Below are 14,254 nucleotides of genomic sequence, written 5' to 3' on the forward strand. Positions count from 1 at the left end.
TTTTCTGAGAGCGAATTTACGCTTCTTAATGCTACGGTTTACATATCTTTATCGAACTGGTCATGGCTACCACCGCCGTCGACCAGCGTCCCCCCGTCGATGGGGACCTGGTTCGCTCCTATTTACGCGATATCGGCCGCGTCCCGCTGCTCAGCCACGAACAGGAAATCACCTTGGGCCGACAGGTTCAGGAACTCGTTCGCTTGGAAGAGGCCGAAGCTGAATTCAAGATGCGTCAGGGCCATGAGCCCAGTCGCGAAGAGCTGGCCTCCAGCTTTGGGATTTCGCCGGCTGTGTTACGCCGCCGGCTGATCAACGGCCGACGGGCCAAAGAGCGGATGGTGGCAGCCAACCTGCGCCTGGTGGTGAGCGTCGCCAAGAAATACACCAAGCGGAACATGGAGCTCTTGGATTTGATTCAAGAGGGCACGATCGGTTTGGTGCGTGGCGTCGAAAAGTTCGACCCCACCCGCGGCTACAAATTCTCCACCTATGCCTATTGGTGGATCCGTCAGGGCATCACCCGCGCCATCGCTGAAAAGAGCCGCACGATCCGGCTGCCAATACACATCACTGAAACCCTCAACAAGCTCAAGAAAGGTCAGCGTGAGCTGTCCCAAGAGCTGGGCCGCACGCCAACGGTGGGTGAATTGGCCGAATTCCTTGAGCTTCCTGAGCCTGAGGTGAAAGATCTGCTCAGCCGTGCGCGTCAGCCCGTCAGCCTCGAGATGAAGGTGGGCGATAGCGACGACACCGAGCTCTGCGAATTGCTGCAGAACGACGCGCCCATGCCCCATGAGCTGGTTGATGGCGACTGCCTCAAGGGCGACATGCGCTCTTTGCTTGAGCAGCTGCCTCCGCTGCAGGGTCGCGTGTTGAAGATGCGTTACGGCATCGATGTGGAAGAGCCGATGAGCCTCACGGGCATTGGCCGTGAGCTGGGCATGAGCCGCGATCGCGTACGCAACCTGGAGCGTGATGGCTTGGCTGGTTTGCGCCGGCTTAGTGAAGCGGTTGAGGCCTACGTGGTGGCTTGATGCTGATCAAGGTGGCTCCCAGCACCAAGACAGCACCCATCACCATCAGTTCGTTGATGCTCTCGCCAAGAAAGAGCAGTCCCCAAAGGGCAGCGAACACAACCTGCACGTAGTTAATGGCTGTCGCCCGTGCCGCCGGCATCGACGCCAGCCCTTGAGTGAGAAAAATTTGCCCCAATTGGGTGAAGAGGCCAACCCCGATCAGCCAGGCCCAGTCCACTGCGTTCGGCCACACCGGATTGGCCAGCACAAAGGGCAGCGCCATGGGCACTGACATCAGCGGGAAATAAAAAATGATCACCGAGCGATGCTCGTCAGTGGCTAGGTGCCTAACAGTGACGTAGGCCAAGGCGGTGAGCAGTGCACCGGTGATGCCGATCGTGACGGCGACCGCGGGGAGGGGATCCATGGCGCTATCGCCTGTGAGCTGCGCCAACCAATCGGGTTGGGCAACGAGCAACACCCCAAGCCAGCCCAGCGCCATGGCCAGCAGGATCCGTTTGCCTGCTCGCTCCCCCAAAGCACCCCACGCCAAGGCCGCAGTGAAGGTTGGGTAGAGGTATTGCAGCACCGTGGCGGCAGCCAAGGGCAACTGGCTGATGGCGCCGTAGAAGCAGAACAGCGCCAGGGTGCCCACCACCCCGCGCCAAACCAGCATGGGCCGCCGATTGCCCCAGGGGCTCACGCCCTGGCGTTGGATCACCCACCAACTGAGCCCCAAGCTGATCAACGCCCGGATGAACACCACCTCAGCAACGGGGATGCGGCCTCCCAGCTGTTTGACGCACAGGCTCATCAGGCTGAAGCTGAAGGCGCTCGCCACCATCACCTGAGCTGGCGGGAGCTTCCCGGGTGCCATGCGCTCTTTGTTGCTTGCTGATGCCTACCGGCCCACTTTGCGCCCTGTTGCTCGCCTGGTGGGACGAGCATGGCCGTCACGACATTCCTTGGAAGCAGGCGATTGCTTCCGCTCAGCCGGATCCTTATGGCATTTGGATTGCCGAGGTGATGCTGCAGCAAACCCAGCTGCAGGTGGCGCTGCCCTATTGGCAGCGCTGGATGCAGGCGCTGCCAACCCTTGATGCATTGGCCTCTGCTGATGAGCAGCAGGTTCTCTTGTTCTGGCAGGGCCTTGGCTACTACTCACGGGCGCGGCGCTTGCACCAGGCAGCGCAGCAACTGCAAGGCCAGCTGTGGCCCCAAGATCTTGAAGATTGGCTTGCGCTCCCCGGCATTGGCCGCAGCACCGCCGGCAGCATTTTGAGTTCAGCCTTTGATCGGCCCTTCGCGATCCTCGATGGCAATGTCAAACGCGTCTTGGCGCGGCTGACCGCCTTTGAGCAGCCGCCTGCTCGCCATAGCGCCCACTTTTGGAGCCTTTCTGAGCAGCTGCTGGATCGGCAAAGGCCCCGTGATTTCAACCAGGCTCTGATGGATTTGGGGGCCACGCTGTGCACCCCCCGCCAGCCGGACTGCCCCCGCTGCCCCTGGCAATCCCACTGCGCTGCTTACGCTGCCGGCTCCCCCGAACAATTCCCCGTGAAGGAGTCGCCCAAGCCGCTGCCCTTGCAGGTCATTGGTGTGGGTGTGGTGCTCAATGAAGCCGGCGAGGTCTTGATTGATCAGCGCCTCAATGAAGGTCTCTTGGGCGGCCTCTGGGAATTTCCTGGCGGCAAGCAGGAACCCGGTGAGGCCATTGAGGCCACGGTGGTTCGTGAACTGCAGGAAGAGTTGGCGATCGAGGTGGAGGTGACGGAGCCCCTGATCAGCCTTGATCACGCCTACAGCCACAAACGCTTGCGTTTTGAGGTCTTCCTCTGCCGCTGGATCAGCGGCGAGCCGCAACCTTTGGCCAGTCAGCAGGTGCGTTGGGTCCACCCCACGGGCTTGGCTGCCTTCCCGTTCCCAGCCGCCAATGCGCGCATCATTGCTGCCTTACTGCAGCGCTTTGGCCACTCTGAGGAGAGCAGCAAGGTGGCCTGATGGCCCAGGTGTTCTGCCTCGGTGAGGCCTTGATCGATCGTCTGCTCCCCTGGGGCGATGATCCTGGCCGCGATTGTCTCGGTGGTGCGCCCGCCAATGGGGCCTGCGCTTTGGCTCGGTTGGGAACTGCCGCAGGCTTTGTTGGACGCCTGGGGCGTGATCCCATCGGTGCAGCTTTTGCAGAACTCTTTGAGCAGCGGGGCCTGGATACCAGCGGTCTGCAGTGGGATGAGCAGCGCCCGAGCCGGGTGGTGTTGGTCGAGCGTGATGCCAGCGGTGATCGCTGTTTTGGCGGCTTTGATGGCGATCTTGGGGCAGGCTTTGCCGATACAGCCTTGGCCGCCGATCAGCTGCCAGCTGGGCTTGGAAGTGGCTGGCTGGCTTGCGGCACCATTCCTTTGGCCACTTCCGCCTCAGCGCTGGCTCTGGAGCAGGCCATCAGCCGGCATCGCGCTGGCGGCGGGCGCTTGGTGCTGGATGTGAACTGGAGGCCCACGTTCTGGGCTTTGGCCGCAGATGCTGAACCCACCGCTGAGATCCAGCAGCAGATGCAGCCGCTGCTGCAGCAAGCCGATTTGCTCAAGTTGGCTGCCGAGGAGGCCGAGGGCCTGTTTTCCAGCCGTGACCCCCAAGCGGTGGCCGCTGCGTTGCCCCAACGCCCTGCGGTGGTGGTCACCGATGGCGGCAAAGGGGTGAGTTGGTCGATGGGGGCAGCCTCTGGTGCTTTGCCCGCTTACCGGGTGCCCGTTGTCGACACCACGGGTGCCGGCGATGCGTTTTTGGCTGGCTTGCTGCATCGCTTGGTGAAAGAGCCGGCTCTCTTGGCTGGTTCTGATCCCGATCGGGTCAAACAGGCTTTGCAATTCGCCAGTGCCTGCGGCGCTCTGGTGTGTCGAGGCGCTGGCGCCATTGATCCTCAGCCCGCCGAGGCAGCGGTGTTGGCGTTTATTGAGCAGCAGCCGGCGGGCTGATCGTCAGCTGGCGGCCGCCATCGAAATAGAGCAGTTGCAGCTGCCAAGCCTGGGAAGGGGTGAAGCTCAGCCGTTGCGGCCATTCCACCGCCAGCAAGGCTCCGCTTTCAGCGGCCAGTTCCTCCTCCTGGGCGAAGAGCTCATCAGCGGCTTCGGTCAGCTCGAGCCTGTAGAGATCCAGGTGCACCAACACCGGCTGCTGGGGTGCATCTGGCCGGCTGTAGTGCTGGGCCAAAGCAAAGGTGGGGCTGGTCACTGCTTCTGTGATGCCAAGGCCTGCGGCCAGCCCCTGCACTAAAGAGGTTTTGCCAGCACCCAGTTCACCGCTGAGCAGCAGCACCGAGCCTTTGGGCAGCTCGCGGGCTAAGGCGATGCCGCGGGCATGGGTTTGACCGGCGTCAGCGAGAAAAAGATCCATCTCTGTAGATTCCTCCGACGCGAGCCCGAAGCCTCGGCGACTCCGCAGAGAATCCCTTACCCATTCTTTCCATGGTCGCTGCACCTGAAGCTCTGTCGTTTGCTGGCCTGCAAGCAACAGACACTTATGTAATCGCCGATATCGCTCAGGCCGCCTTTGGCCGCAAGGAAATTGCCATCGCCGAGACCGAGATGCCCGGTCTGGTGGAGCTGCGCAACAAGTACGGCGCCCAGCAGCCCCTCAAGGGTGCGCGCATCTGCGGCAGCCTCCACATGACGATTCAGACGGCTGTTCTGATCGAGACCCTGGTGGCCCTGGGCGCTGATGTGCGTTGGGCCTCCTGCAACATCTTCTCCACCCAGGATCACGCTGCGGCAGCCATTGCTGAGCGGGGCATCCCCGTGTTCGCTTACAAGGGCGAGACCCTAGATGAGTACTGGGCTTTCACCCACCGGATCATGGAGTGGTCCGATGGCGGCACCCCCAACATGATTTTGGATGACGGTGGTGATGCCACCGGCCTGATTATGCTGGGCTCCAAGGCCGAGCAAGACATCTCGGTGCTGGATAACCCCTCCAATGAAGAGGAGATTGCTCTCTTTAAGAGCATCAAGGCCCGTCTGGCCGTTGATCCCACCTTCTATTCCCGCATCAAGGCCAACATCCTTGGTGTGACGGAAGAAACCACCACCGGTGTGGCCCGTCTCTATCAAATGGTGGAAACCGGTGAGCTGCCCTTCCCGGCCATCAACGTCAACGACTCGGTCACCAAGAGCAAGTTCGACAACCTCTACGGCTGCCGTGAGTCCTTGGTCGACAGCATCAAGCGTGCCACCGATGTGATGGTGGCTGGCAAGCAAGCCTTGGTCATGGGCTACGGCGATGTGGGCAAGGGTTCTGCCCAGTCCTTGCGCGGCCTCGGGGCCACCGTTTGCATCGCTGAAGTGGATCCGATCTGCGCTCTGCAGGCCGCCATGGAAGGCTTCCGCGTTGTTCGCCTCGAAGACGTGGTCGATCAGATGGACATCTTTGTGACGGCGACTGGCAACTTCCAGGTGATTCGCCATGAGCACCTGGTGCGCATGAAGGATGAGGCCATCGTTTGCAACATCGGCCACTTCGACAACGAGATCGATGTGGCTTCCCTCAAGCAGTACGAGTGGGACAACATCAAGCCGCAGGTGGACCACATCACCCTGCCTAGCGGCAACAAGATCATCCTTCTGGCCGAGGGTCGTCTGGTGAATCTGGGCTGCGCCACCGGCCACCCCAGCTTCGTGATGAGCAACTCCTTCACCAACCAGACCCTGGCTCAAATTGAGCTGTTCACCAAGCGGGATCAGTACGAGAACAAGGTGTATGTGCTGCCCAAGCACCTCGATGAGATGGTGGCTCGCCTCCACCTCGACAAGATCGGCGCCAAGCTCACCGAACTGACCAGCGAGCAGGCCGCCTACATCAATGTGCCGGTGGAAGGCCCTTACAAGGTGGATCACTACCGCTACTGATTGGGCTAAACCCATGGAAGACTTGCGCGGTTTCACATCGCGCAGGCTCCATGGGGCTCACTGAGCTGGTCACCCAACTACCGGAGCTCATCGGTCAGGCCGTTGAAGCCAATCAGTGGTTGGGTTACACCGCCATCGGGGCGGCCATGTTTCTGGAAAACCTGTTTCCGCCCATCCCCTCAGAGCTGATCATGCCTCTGGGGGGGTTTTATGTGCAGCAGGGTCAGCTGAGCTTCATCCCTGTGGTGTTGGCGGGCTTGATCGGCACGGTGATCGGCACCCTGCCTTGGTATGGCATCGGCAGATTGATCAATGAAGAGCGCATTGAGCACTGGCTTGAGCGCCATGGCCGTTGGATTGGCATCAGCCCTGCTGATTTGGTGCGCAGCCGCAAATGGTTCAGCCGTTACGGCACCTTGCTGGTGTTCTGGGGTCGCTTGCTGCCCGGGATTCGCACGTTGATCTCCGTGCCCGCGGGAATTGAGTTGATGCCGTTTGTTCCGTTTCTGCTGTGGACAACGGCCGGAAGCTTGATTTGGACGTTGTTACTCACCTTGGCTGGCTTTGCCCTCGGTGAGGGCTACAGCAACGTTGAGGTCTGGATCGAGCCAGTCTCCAAGGTCATCAAAGTGGGCCTGGTGGTGGCCGCCGTGGCGGTGGCGGTGTGGCTGGGCTTGCGCATTTGGCGTCGCCGCCACACCGCCGATTGAGCTCAGAACGGCACGTCGTCGTCGCTTGCGCCGCCGCCGAAGTTGGCGTTCTGCTCGCTATCGCGCCTGGAGCCGAGCAGTTCGAGCCGATCAACGCGAACCACTGGCTTGGAGCGCTCCTCGCCACTGGCCCGGTCGGTCCAACGATCCAATTTCAGTGAGCCGATGATTCCCAGCAGGGAACCTTTTTTGACGTAGTCAGCAGCCACTTGGGCTTGCTTGCCCCAGATCTCCAGGTTGAACCAGTCGGGCTCGTCGTCGCGGCTGCGGCGGTTGACGGCCATGGTCAGGTTGGCAACAACGCTGCCGGATTCGAAGTAACGCACCTCGGGGTCGCGGCCAGCGCGGCCAACGAGGGTGACGGAATTGACGCCCATGGGTCTCTCCTTTGTCGATGGATCAATGATGCGCCACCTGGTAGGGGCGCCTATCCCCAGTGGTTCCACCGCTGCGTCCGGTTGTTGCATGTCAGTACCCAAACAGCATTGAAAATCACATCTATGATTCGCCGGCTTAATGGCTTGACATCTCATGTTTTGGCGTCGTTTTCAGCTTTCCCGCGATATCGGGATTGACCTGGGCACCGCCAACACCCTGATCTATGCCACAGGCAAGGGGATCGTGTTGCGTGAACCGTCGGTGGTTGCCATCGACCTCGACAAAGGCGTTCCTTTGGCGGTTGGCGAAGAAGCCAAGTTGATGCTCGGCCGTACGCCGGGAAACATCCGCGCAGTGCGTCCCCTGCGTGATGGCGTCATCGCTGACTTCGACGCTGCTGAGCAGATGATCAAGTACTTCATCCAGAAGGGGAATGAAGGCCGCGGCATGGTGGCCCCCCGCTTGGTGATCGGCATCCCCAGTGGCGTCACCGGTGTGGAGCGCCGTGCTGTGCGCGAAGCCGGTTTGGGCGGCGCCCGGGAAGTGCATTTGATTGATGAACCGGTGGCTGCTGCTATCGGTGCCGGTCTGCCGGTGACCGAACCCGTTGGCTCGATGATTGTTGACATCGGCGGTGGCACCACCGAGGTGGCTGTGCTCAGCCTCCAAGGCACTGTGATCTCTGAATCGGTGCGCGTCGCCGGTGATGAACTCAGTGACTCGATCACCAGCTACCTGAAAAAGGTCCACAACCTGGTGGTGGGTGAGCGCACCGCGGAAGAGATCAAGATCCGCATCGGCTCGGCCTTCCCCGACGATGAGTTCGATCAGACCGCCATGGATGTGCGTGGTCTGCACCTGCTCTCTGGTTTGCCCCGCACCATCAACGTGCGCGCTGGCGATATCCGCGAAGCCATGATCGAGCCGCTCAACGTGATCGTTGAGGCGGTGAAGCGCACCTTGGAGCGCACTCCCCCTGAACTGGCTGCTGACATTGTTGATCGCGGCATCATGCTGGCCGGCGGCGGCGCGCTGGTGCGCGGCATCAGCGATCTGGTGAGCAATGAAACCGGGATCCTCACCCACGTGGCGGAAGACCCGCTGCTGTGTGTGGTGAATGGCTGCGGCCGTGTGCTGGAGGACTTCAAGCGCCTCGGTCGCGTGCTGGATGCCTCCGAGTTCAGCCGTTTGGCCAACTAAGCCATGGCGATGGGTCGGCGGCTGTCGCGTCTGCTGGATCGGTCTCTATTGCTGAGCACAGGGCCTTGGCTGGTTCTGCTGCTCTTCTTTCTGGTGGTGCGCGTTTCTAAAGGCGCCCCGTTGGCTGATCTCTATGCGCAGCTGAGTCGCCCGTTTTGGCCTGGTTCAGCCCAATCGGAATGGCTCAAAGAGTCCCAGCAATTGGAAGATCAGCAGCGCATTGCCACCCTTGAGGGCCGCTTGGCTCGCCTTGAGCAAGATCAGCCGCTGCGCAATCAAGCCGGTGATTGGATCACCGCTCCTGTGATCAGCCGCCGCATTGAAGGCTGGTGGCAGCAACTGGAATTGGGTGCTGGTCGGGTGCAGGGCATCAAAACCGGTGCGGTCGTCACCGGCCCTGGCGGTGTGTTGGGCCGCATCAGCAGCGTGACTCCGAGCACCTCCAGGGTGCAGTTGCTGACCGACCCCTCTAGCCGTGTGGGCGTCGAGCTGCAGGGCGGCAAAGGCCATGGCCTGCTCTTTGGTGAAGGCTCCAGCCGGCCGCTCGTCAAATTCCTCAATAACGATGCGACCGTTCAGCCCGGTGATGTGGTGGTCACATCTAGGGCCAGCTCGGTATTTCCCGCCAACTTGATCATTGGCGTTGTGCAGAGCGTCAACACCCAAGCCGGACCAGCTCCTCAGGGCTTGGTGCAGCTCTCAGCTCCAGCTGATCAGATCGATTGGGTGCGGGTGCGCTGATGGCTGATCGCTCCTGGTGGCGGCTGCAGGCGTTGATCCTCACCAGCCTGCTGTTGCTCCTGCTCACGATCGCCACCCCGGCTTGGCTGCGGCTCGATGGCATGCCTCCCAGTTGGCCGGTGCTTTGGCTGCTGCCGTGGGCGGTGGTGGAAGGCCCGATCGCTGGGGCACTGGCGGCGGTGTTGGTGGGCCTTGGCTTTGATTCGTTCTATGGCCAGGGCATCAGCTCCATCCCCGTGCTCGTGTTGTTGGCCCTGTGGTGGGGCCAGTTCCGCGATGCGCGCCGGCCTTTGGAGCGCAGCACCACGCTTGGATTGCAGGCCTTGCTTGGAAGCTTGCTGCTGAGTGCCAGCTTTGCGCTGCAGCTGCACTGGCGCGGTGGATCGGTGGCTTTGGCGTGGCAGGTGAGCCTGGCGCAGGCGCTGCTCACGGCCCTATTAGCGCCGGTGGTTTGCTCTGTGCAGGTTTTGCTTTGGAGGCGCCTCACCCCTGACGATGGCCGTTAAAAAAAGGCTGCTGTTGCTGGGTTTGCTGGCGGCTCTATTGGGGGGCTGTAGCCCTGGGCCCAAGCCCAATGAATTGCAGTTCTGGACGATTCAGCTGTCGCCCAAATTCGATCCCTTGATCCGCTCGATGTTGGCGGAGTGGGAAGAGCAGAACCCTGGTGTGAACGTGCGCTGGACAGATCTGCCGTTTGGCTCGGTGGAGCGCAAGTTGCTGGCGGCTGTCTTTGCCCGCACAGCGCCCGATGTGGTGAACCTCAACCCCCTGTTTTCAGCCAATCTCGCCAGCAAAGGTGGTTTGCTGCCGTTGCAGCAACGGCTCACCCCTGAGGTCAAAGCGTCCTATCTGCCCAGGGTGCTGAAGGCCGCTGAGCAAGACGGTGAGCTCTATGCGCTGCCCTGGTATCTCACGGCTCGCATCACCCTGGCCAACCAGAGGCTGCTCAAAGCCGCGGGCTACAGCCAGCCTCCTGCCACCTGGGCGGAGGTTCCGGCCTATGCCGAGGCTGTGAAAAAGCGCACGGGCCGTTATGCCCTCTTTGTGACGGTGGTGCCTGATGGCTCAGCTGAGCTGCTGGAGTCGATGGTGCAGATGGGTGTGCAGCTCGTCGATGAGCGCTACCGAGCGACCTTTAACAGTCCTGAAGGCCGACGCGCGTTTGCGTTTTGGACCGATCTCTACCGGCGCGGCCTGCTGCCTAGAGAGGTGGTGAGCCAAGGCTTCCGGCGCGCGATTGAGCTCTATCAGAGCGGCGAGTTGGCGCAATTGGCCAGTGGAGCTGAATTCTTGGCCACGATCCAGACCAATGCACCCCAGGTGGCGGCTGACACGGTGCCGTATCCGCCGGTGACCGGCGCCGATGGGGCAGCCAACGTTGCTGTGATGAATCTGGCGGTGAGCCGCCAGAGCCGCCGGCCGCAGCTAGCAGTGGATTTGGCCAGCTTCATCACCAACCCAGCGAATCAATTGCGCTTTGCCCAGGCAGCGCGTGTGTTGCCATCCAGTGAGCCTGCGTTGAAGGAGCTCGAGCAGGAGTTGGCTGGAGCCCAAGGCCGTGATGGCCTGGTCGGAGCAGCCCGGTTGATGAGCGCTGAGACCCTGGCCCGGGCGCGGGTGCTGGTGCCGGCTGATCCAGGCATTAAGCGCTTGCAAGCCATCATTTATGGACAGCTGCAAAGGGCCATGTTGGGTCGTATGAGCAGTGATGCCGCCATCGCGGAGGCCGAGCGGCAGTGGAATGCCTATGCGGCCGCCCGCTGGCCTTAATCCCTTAAGAGAATCGGAAGAGTTGTGTCCGTTACAGCCATATCTCCTCTTTTTTCGGCTCGGTCAGGGTCTGCGCATCTGTAGGGTTGCGTCCTGTAAATATTCCGCTCGCTGATGCAATCGGGAGAGTCCACTCCCAATCAGCCGACCGCAACGTTGTTGGTGGTCGACGATGAGCCGGCAGTGCGTCGCGTCCTTTCGATGCGTCTGCAGCTCTCGGGTTATCGGGTGGTGTGCGCTGAAGACGGCGAGCAAGCGCTCGAGCTCTTTGCCAGTGAGCAGCCTGACTTAGTGGTGCTCGACGTAATGATGCCGAAGCTCGATGGCTTTGCGGTGTGCCGCAGGCTTCGCGCTGAATCGGCTGTGCCGATCGTTTTCCTCTCTTCTCTTGATGCCATTGCCGAAAAGGTGGCTGGTTTGGATCTCGGCGCTGACGATTACCTCTCCAAACCCTTCAGCCCTAAAGAGCTCGAGGCGCGCATTAGCCGGATTCTGGGTCGTGTTGGCCGCGGCACAGCGAGCCAAGATCCCCGTGAGCCCGTGGCTGGCCTGGGTGTGCTCCGCCTTGGCGATTTGGTGGTGGACACCAATCGCCGCCAAGTGAGCCGTGGTGGCGAACGGATTGCCCTCACCTACACCGAATTCAGTTTGCTGGAGCTTCTGTTCCGTGAACCGGGCCGGGTGGTGCCTCGCGCGGAGATCCTTGAGCAGCTGTGGGGTTACCCTCCCAGACGCACAGCTGATCTACGCGTCGTGGATGTGTATGTGGCTCGCCTGCGGGGCAAGCTTGAGCCGGACCCCCGGAATCCTGAATTGATCCTCACGGTGCGGGGCACGGGTTATGCCTCTCAGCGTCTCGGCGAACTCAGCGCAGCCGGAGCCTGAGCGTGAGCGAGCTGCGTGATACCCGCCTGGAGAAAGCCCAGGCACTGATTGAGTGCGGCCAAGTGCCATACGCCCTGCGTTTTGAGCCCAGCCATCGCACCGCTGAGCTGCAGCAAGCCCACGCCGATCTGCCCAATGGCGAAGAGCGTGACGTCTCAGTTGCTGTGGCTGGCCGAGTGATGACGCGCCGGGTCATGGGCAAGTTGGCGTTTTTCACCCTGGCCGATGAGAGCGGCCCCATTCAGCTGTTTCTGGAAAAAGCAGCGCTGGGAGATGCGTTCAAGCAGATCACCAGCCTGGTGGATGCCGGCGACTGGATCGGAGTCAAGGGCACCTTGCGCCGCACCGATCGCGGTGAATTGTCGGTGAAGGCAGCCGAATGGCAGATGCTCAGCAAAAGCCTGCAGCCGCTACCGGACAAATGGCATGGCCTGGCTGATGTCGAGAAGCGCTACCGCCAGCGCTACCTCGATCTGATCGTTTCTCCTGATACCCGCGACACCTTTCGCCGCCGCGCGCAGCTGGTGAGCGGCATCCGCCGCTGGCTGGATGAGCGCGATTTCCTGGAGATCGAAACCCCTGTGCTGCAAAGCGAGCCCGGAGGCGCCGATGCCCGGCCATTTGAAACGCACCACAACGCGCTCGATCTGCCTTTAACGCTGCGCATTGCGACCGAGCTCCACCTCAAGCGCTTGGTGGTGGGTGGTTTTGAGCGCGTCTATGAGCTGGGCCGGATTTTCAGAAATGAGGGCGTCAGCACGCGCCACAACCCTGAATTCACCTCAGTGGAGATCTATCAAGCCTTCGCTGATTACAACGACATGATGGATCTCACCGAGGAGCTGATCAGCTCGGTGACCCAGCAGGTCTGCGGCAGCACCCTGATCAACTACCAAGGCACCGAGATCAATTTGGCCCCCGGTTGGCGCCGGGCCACCATGCATGAGCTGGTGAAAGAAGCGACTGGGCTTGATTTCACGGGCTTCAGTAGCCGCGAAGATGCCGCCGCAGCGATGGAAGCCAAGGGTCTGCAGACCCAGGCCTTGGCGGATTCGGTGGGCCGTTTGCTGAATGAGGCCTTTGAGCAGGCCGTTGAAGAAACCCTGATTCAGCCCACCTTCGTCACTGACTATCCCGTTGAGATATCACCGTTGGCGCGCCCCCACCGCAGCAAGCCAGGGTTGGTGGAGCGTTTTGAGCTGTTCATTGTCGGCCGTGAGCACGGCAATGCTTTTAGTGAGCTGACTGATCCTGTGGATCAGCGTCAACGACTGGAGGCGCAGCAAGAGCGGCGCGCAGCGGGTGATTTGGAGGCGCAGCGCGTTGATGAGGACTTTTTGAATGCGCTTGAGGTGGGCATGCCTCCCACCGGTGGTTTGGGCATTGGCATTGATCGGCTGGTGATGCTGCTCACCGACAGCCCGTCGATCCGTGATGTGATCGCGTTTCCGCTGCTGCGGCCGGAAAGCCGAGACGGGTCCGCCGCAGTGGATAATGGTTCAACTGAGTAGATTTCCTCTGGCATGAGTGGAGAGCGCGTCGGTTTTCGTTTCACCCACGCCGATGCTGTGGTGAAGCGCAATCCCCAGGGCCGGTCACGCCGGGGTTGGGTGATGGAGGCCGTGGAGCAAACCACCAGCCGCGGCACCAAGATGCCGGCGTATCGGATCCGTTGGCGCGATAGCGAACGTCCTGAGATCGTGCTGCAGCACATGCTGATTGCTGATCCCGACCCCACTCCGCCCCCCGAAGGCGTGAACTTGGTTCCCCCGGCCCCCAAGGCTTAAGCCTGATCCCGCAATTTGTAGACCAGCAGACCCAGGTGCTCGTTGAGCACCTGGGTTGTTTGGTTTAAAGCGCCGCTGCTGGGCACCAGATCGATCAGCAGCTCACCCCAGCTGAAGGCCTGGTTTTGGTGTTGTGGATCCAGCCGGTAATCGCAGGCCAACGGGATGATCTCGAGATTGCTTTGGCGGCGGAAGCTGGCCAAGGCGCGGGGCATGTGGAAAGCACTGGTCACCAAAATCAGCTGCTTCCAGCCTTGCTCTGCAGCGAGCTGGTTGATGCGTTGCGCTTCTTCTGCGGTGGTTCGCGCTGTGTCATTGAGCAGCACAGCAGACGCTGGAACCCCCAGCTCTTGGGCCAGCTGCTGACTCAGCACCGCCTCTGGGGCAATCGGGTCATTGGGCTTGAAGCTCACCCTGGCGCCACTGGTGATCAGCACCGGTGCTTTGCCCTGCCTCCAGAGCCTCACGCCGCAGAGCAGCCGATCGCCAGCCTCATTGACCTCCACACCCAGGCCCTTAGCTGGTGCTGGACGGACGCCCCCACCCAGCACCAGCACCGCATCAGCTTGGGGGATGGATTTGGGGGTGAGTGCTGCCGCTTGATCTTCCAGTTGCCTCAGCAGGGCATCACTCACTACTGGCATCGCTGGCACGGCGATTACCAGCCATCCCGTCATCGAGAGCGGCAAGGCCCAACGCTTTTTGCGGCCGCCGATGGCGATCAGTTGCAGCAGCAGCCCCAACCCAAGTGGGTAGATCAGCTGGGGGAGCAGCTTGGTTAGCCAGAAGCCCATTGGATTTGCTGGTGCCTCTCTAGGAGTGCAGGCATTTTCTTGCTAGAAGAAATTGTGTCTGCAAAGCAGGCT

Annotated in this window: 16 protein-coding genes; 12 read left to right on the forward strand and 4 right to left on the reverse strand. The window is 61.3% G+C overall.

Going from position 1 to position 14,254, the window contains the following annotated elements:
• Positions 1 to 62: 62 nt before the first annotated feature.
• Positions 63 to 1,037: an RpoD/SigA family RNA polymerase sigma factor gene (locus SynMINOS11_RS00505; protein ID WP_011934516.1), complete on the forward strand. Its 975-nt coding sequence runs from the start codon at positions 63 to 65 to the stop codon at positions 1,035 to 1,037.
• Here SynMINOS11_RS00505 and SynMINOS11_RS00510 read toward each other — a convergent pair.
• Positions 1,003 to 1,896 (reverse strand): DMT family transporter, encoded by an 894-nt coding sequence (locus SynMINOS11_RS00510; RefSeq protein WP_186549094.1) that lies wholly within the window; start codon positions 1,894 to 1,896, stop codon positions 1,003 to 1,005. The two genes, SynMINOS11_RS00505 and SynMINOS11_RS00510, sit on opposite strands and share 35 nt — an antisense overlap.
• A 20-nt stretch (positions 1,897 to 1,916) precedes the next feature.
• Between SynMINOS11_RS00510 and mutY the strand changes: the two genes are divergently transcribed.
• Together mutY and SynMINOS11_RS00520 are read left to right on the forward strand one after the other, a co-directional pair.
• Positions 1,917 to 3,020 (forward strand): A/G-specific adenine glycosylase, encoded by a 1,104-nt coding sequence (gene mutY / locus SynMINOS11_RS00515; protein WP_186549096.1) that lies wholly within the window; start codon positions 1,917 to 1,919, stop codon positions 3,018 to 3,020.
• Positions 3,020 to 3,991: a carbohydrate kinase family protein gene (locus SynMINOS11_RS00520; protein ID WP_186549098.1), complete on the forward strand. Its 972-nt coding sequence runs from the start codon at positions 3,020 to 3,022 to the stop codon at positions 3,989 to 3,991. Before mutY ends, SynMINOS11_RS00520 begins: the two co-directional genes overlap by 1 nt.
• On the opposite strand, the gene tsaE is transcribed toward SynMINOS11_RS00520, so the two are convergent.
• Complete coding sequence (gene tsaE, locus SynMINOS11_RS00525) at positions 3,966 to 4,409, reverse strand: tRNA (adenosine(37)-N6)-threonylcarbamoyltransferase complex ATPase subunit type 1 TsaE (protein ID WP_186549100.1); 444 nt, start codon at positions 4,407 to 4,409, stop codon at positions 3,966 to 3,968. The genes SynMINOS11_RS00520 and tsaE overlap by 26 nt on opposite strands.
• A 71-nt stretch (positions 4,410 to 4,480) precedes the next feature.
• On the opposite strand from tsaE, the gene ahcY reads away from it, so the two are divergent.
• On the forward strand, positions 4,481 to 5,917 hold the full coding sequence (gene ahcY / locus SynMINOS11_RS00530) for an adenosylhomocysteinase (protein WP_186549102.1): 1,437 nt from the start codon (positions 4,481 to 4,483) through the stop codon (positions 5,915 to 5,917).
• A gap of 50 nt (positions 5,918 to 5,967) precedes the next feature.
• Positions 5,968 to 6,627: a DedA family protein gene (locus SynMINOS11_RS00535; protein WP_011934525.1), complete on the forward strand. Its 660-nt coding sequence runs from the start codon at positions 5,968 to 5,970 to the stop codon at positions 6,625 to 6,627.
• Positions 6,628 to 6,629: 2 nt separating this feature from the next.
• On the opposite strand, the gene SynMINOS11_RS00540 is transcribed toward SynMINOS11_RS00535, so the two are convergent.
• The gene (locus SynMINOS11_RS00540) at positions 6,630 to 7,004 is read right to left on the reverse strand and encodes a single-stranded DNA-binding protein (RefSeq protein ID WP_011934526.1); all 375 of its coding nucleotides are present in this window, start codon (positions 7,002 to 7,004) and stop codon (positions 6,630 to 6,632) included.
• Positions 7,005 to 7,158: 154 nt separating this feature from the next.
• Here SynMINOS11_RS00540 and SynMINOS11_RS00545 point away from each other — a divergent pair, with 154 nt between their 5' ends.
• From SynMINOS11_RS00545 to SynMINOS11_RS00575, 7 genes are all read left to right on the forward strand, one after another.
• On the forward strand, positions 7,159 to 8,205 hold the full coding sequence (locus tag SynMINOS11_RS00545; protein ID WP_043737577.1) for a rod shape-determining protein: 1,047 nt from the start codon (positions 7,159 to 7,161) through the stop codon (positions 8,203 to 8,205).
• A 3-nt stretch (positions 8,206 to 8,208) separates the two neighbouring features.
• Positions 8,209 to 8,946: a rod shape-determining protein MreC gene (gene mreC, locus SynMINOS11_RS00550; protein WP_186549104.1), complete on the forward strand. Its 738-nt coding sequence runs from the start codon at positions 8,209 to 8,211 to the stop codon at positions 8,944 to 8,946.
• Complete coding sequence (locus SynMINOS11_RS00555) at positions 8,946 to 9,452, forward strand: hypothetical protein (RefSeq protein WP_050815424.1); 507 nt, start codon at positions 8,946 to 8,948, stop codon at positions 9,450 to 9,452. The genes mreC and SynMINOS11_RS00555 overlap by 1 nt, the downstream gene beginning before the upstream one ends.
• Positions 9,442 to 10,716, forward strand: a complete 1,275-nt coding sequence (locus SynMINOS11_RS00560) for an ABC transporter substrate-binding protein (RefSeq protein WP_186549105.1) — start codon at positions 9,442 to 9,444, stop codon at positions 10,714 to 10,716. The genes SynMINOS11_RS00555 and SynMINOS11_RS00560 overlap by 11 nt, the downstream gene beginning before the upstream one ends.
• A 114-nt stretch (positions 10,717 to 10,830) precedes the next feature.
• Complete coding sequence (rpaB, locus tag SynMINOS11_RS00565; protein WP_186549107.1) at positions 10,831 to 11,601, forward strand: response regulator transcription factor RpaB; 771 nt, start codon at positions 10,831 to 10,833, stop codon at positions 11,599 to 11,601.
• Positions 11,602 to 11,603: 2 nt separating this feature from the next.
• Entirely contained in the window at positions 11,604 to 13,112 is a 1,509-nt protein-coding gene (gene lysS / locus SynMINOS11_RS00570) for a lysine--tRNA ligase (protein ID WP_186549109.1), read from the forward strand.
• Positions 13,113 to 13,124: 12 nt separating this feature from the next.
• The gene (locus SynMINOS11_RS00575; protein WP_011934533.1) at positions 13,125 to 13,388 is read left to right on the forward strand and encodes a hypothetical protein; all 264 of its coding nucleotides are present in this window, start codon (positions 13,125 to 13,127) and stop codon (positions 13,386 to 13,388) included.
• Here SynMINOS11_RS00575 and SynMINOS11_RS00580 read toward each other — a convergent pair.
• Entirely contained in the window at positions 13,385 to 14,182 is a 798-nt protein-coding gene (locus SynMINOS11_RS00580) for a YdcF family protein (RefSeq protein WP_186549111.1), read from the reverse strand. The genes SynMINOS11_RS00575 and SynMINOS11_RS00580 overlap by 4 nt on opposite strands.
• Positions 14,183 to 14,254 lie beyond the last annotated feature (72 nt).

This window comes from Synechococcus sp. Minos11 (assembly GCF_014279855.1).
GTDB lineage: Bacteria > Cyanobacteriota > Cyanobacteriia > PCC-6307 > Cyanobiaceae > RCC307.

Coding starts and splice junctions, on each gene's coding strand:
- SynMINOS11_RS00505 (WP_011934516.1), top strand. CDS start 63: ATGGCTACCACCGCCGTCGACCAGCGTCCCCCCGTCGATGGGGACCTG.
- SynMINOS11_RS00560 (WP_186549105.1), top strand. CDS start 9,442: ATGGCCGTTAAAAAAAGGCTGCTGTTGCTGGGTTTGCTGGCGGCTCTA.
- SynMINOS11_RS00545 (WP_043737577.1), top strand. CDS start 7,159: ATGTTTTGGCGTCGTTTTCAGCTTTCCCGCGATATCGGGATTGACCTG.
- SynMINOS11_RS00510 (WP_186549094.1), bottom strand. CDS start 1,896: ATGGCACCCGGGAAGCTCCCGCCAGCTCAGGTGATGGTGGCGAGCGCC.
- mreC (WP_186549104.1), top strand. CDS start 8,209: ATGGCGATGGGTCGGCGGCTGTCGCGTCTGCTGGATCGGTCTCTATTG.
- SynMINOS11_RS00535 (WP_011934525.1), top strand. CDS start 5,968: ATGGGGCTCACTGAGCTGGTCACCCAACTACCGGAGCTCATCGGTCAG.
- tsaE (WP_186549100.1), bottom strand. CDS start 4,409: ATGGATCTTTTTCTCGCTGACGCCGGTCAAACCCATGCCCGCGGCATC.
- rpaB (WP_186549107.1), top strand. CDS start 10,831: ATGCAATCGGGAGAGTCCACTCCCAATCAGCCGACCGCAACGTTGTTG.
- SynMINOS11_RS00555 (WP_050815424.1), top strand. CDS start 8,946: ATGGCTGATCGCTCCTGGTGGCGGCTGCAGGCGTTGATCCTCACCAGC.
- SynMINOS11_RS00575 (WP_011934533.1), top strand. CDS start 13,125: ATGAGTGGAGAGCGCGTCGGTTTTCGTTTCACCCACGCCGATGCTGTG.
- SynMINOS11_RS00520 (WP_186549098.1), top strand. CDS start 3,020: ATGGCCCAGGTGTTCTGCCTCGGTGAGGCCTTGATCGATCGTCTGCTC.
- SynMINOS11_RS00580 (WP_186549111.1), bottom strand. CDS start 14,182: ATGGGCTTCTGGCTAACCAAGCTGCTCCCCCAGCTGATCTACCCACTT.
- ahcY (WP_186549102.1), top strand. CDS start 4,481: ATGGTCGCTGCACCTGAAGCTCTGTCGTTTGCTGGCCTGCAAGCAACA.
- mutY (WP_186549096.1), top strand. CDS start 1,917: ATGCCTACCGGCCCACTTTGCGCCCTGTTGCTCGCCTGGTGGGACGAG.
- SynMINOS11_RS00540 (WP_011934526.1), bottom strand. CDS start 7,004: ATGGGCGTCAATTCCGTCACCCTCGTTGGCCGCGCTGGCCGCGACCCC.